We start from the raw sequence: 1729 nt of genomic DNA on the forward strand, positions 1-1729 counted from the left end.
GAGTTTTCTTGGCATTACACTGCTATTCATGCAAACGGTAATTGCTGACATCCCGAAACTTATTTTTACCTGAAAAAGCACAACATATTGATACCACACAGGATCGGCTATTTCAGTTCTAATTTTGCGGCATAGGAATTATTCTTAGTTTTGTTTATTTATTGTTTATCTCTTATTCACGCTCAAAATGAGTGATTTTTGACACAAAATTACTCATTCAGAAATGATATGATTTTTATGAACAAAACTCACTTAATTAAGATAATACTTACATCGTCAGAGGAAGCATCATCCAGACATACCTATCCCCTGCCCGCCTTCGACCACATTTTGCGCCACGAACTAAAGATTAAGCACATGTTATCAAAGCTGACCATCAGTTTATGATATAATGCTATAACTGTTTAATAATGCCGCGAATGTTCACTGCGATACTGGGTTAACCCACATCACTTTGTTCACAGGTAAGCTATCACTTCAGGAAAAAAAATGAGTAATCCAGACTTTACCACTTCTGCTGACCCAGAAACTTTAGCGAATGAAGTTGCATGTTTGAAAGCAACATTGACTCTATTGCTAAAAGCGATCGGCCAAGCCGATGCTGGGAAAGTAATCTTAAATATCGAACGTTCCATTGCCGGTATCGAAGACACTGCTCAAGCTGAAGTTTTCACCAATACTCTGGCACAAATCAAGAACGGCTATCGTCAATAGCTTATCAAGATAGAGAGTCTTATTTTGCTCCGCTGCCATATATAGGAATTTCTTTGTTTTTCATTGAAATATATTCTATTGGCAGCTTTTTTAAATTTTTCGGGATAGCGATGGGACTGTTACTTAAAGCACTGATCGGCGCCATAGTTGTGGTATTGATTGGGCTATTATCGAAGACGCGCAATTACTATATTGCTGGTTTAATCCCGTTATTCCCTACTTTCGCCCTCATCGCACACTATATTGTCGGCCATGAGCGCAATATTGAAGCACTGCGCGTAACAATTATATTCGGTTTATGGGCTATCATTCCCTACTTTATCTATTTGATATCGCTTTATTTTTTAATTGACTATTTACGCCTACCACTCGCATTGACCGCGGCTGTTTTATGCTGGGCCATCGCTGCCTGGATACTTATAGCTGCCTGGAACCAATGGCATAGTTAACGAAAACCATACCATTATCAGCGCAATAGTAATAAAACAAGCGCATGAATAGCCAACAGCGCCACAGAGAAGGTGAGATTCAAATTACTGATAGACTTAGATCTGGCTTCATCAGAAGGTATATCACTTACTTGAATTTTTCTGACGCTGTAAACCCAGTACCCACCGAGCACCACAAAAAGCAAGGCCAGAGACACCGCCAAGAGTGGAGATCCCCAGACTAAGTACTCACTTAATCCTGCAATAGCAAACCAAAGAATGACAAAGACCATAATTAACCACCTAAAGTTTTGATAGTCCGAGCTTAGCACACTCCTTAAAAACCATTAAGACCCACTTACAAGAAAAAAAGGAATGCAGAAAACATAAAATATCAGTCTAAAAACATCATAAACAGCAGAATTGAAGTTAATAAATAGTTAATTTAAAAAAAGAACCGTATTGAACATCCACAATTAAATAGCATAAGATAAAGCGATAACTAAATTATAAGCCAAATCATCTTTGATTTTATCTAAAAAATGATAAATTCAGCTCAAAAAGCAACATTACCCTGTGTTTTGTAC

At 37.7% G+C, this 1729-nt stretch carries 3 protein-coding genes; 2 read left to right on the top strand and 1 reads right to left on the bottom strand.

The features are described from left to right. Nucleotides 1-489 precede the first annotated feature (489 nt). Both V1952_RS21655 and V1952_RS21660 read left to right on the top strand, forming a co-directional pair. Complete coding sequence (locus V1952_RS21655; protein WP_083159114.1) at nucleotides 490-714, top strand: DUF2594 family protein; 225 nt, start codon at nucleotides 490-492, stop codon at nucleotides 712-714. 110 nt (nucleotides 715-824) lie between these two features. Beyond that, the gene (locus V1952_RS21660) at nucleotides 825-1163 is read left to right on the top strand and encodes a GlpM family protein (protein WP_372559885.1); all 339 of its coding nucleotides are present in this window, start codon (nucleotides 825-827) and stop codon (nucleotides 1161-1163) included. A 17-nt stretch (nucleotides 1164-1180) separates the two neighbouring features. Here V1952_RS21660 and V1952_RS21665 read toward each other — a convergent pair whose 3' ends face one another. Continuing rightward, nucleotides 1181-1435, bottom strand: a complete 255-nt coding sequence (locus V1952_RS21665; RefSeq protein ID WP_372558765.1) for a hypothetical protein — start codon at nucleotides 1433-1435, stop codon at nucleotides 1181-1183. Nucleotides 1436-1729 lie beyond the last annotated feature (294 nt).

Origin of the sequence: Yersinia sp. 2542 StPb PI, assembly GCF_048593855.1 — a bacterium.
Taxonomy (GTDB): domain Bacteria; phylum Pseudomonadota; class Gammaproteobacteria; order Enterobacterales; family Enterobacteriaceae; genus Yersinia; species Yersinia enterocolitica_E.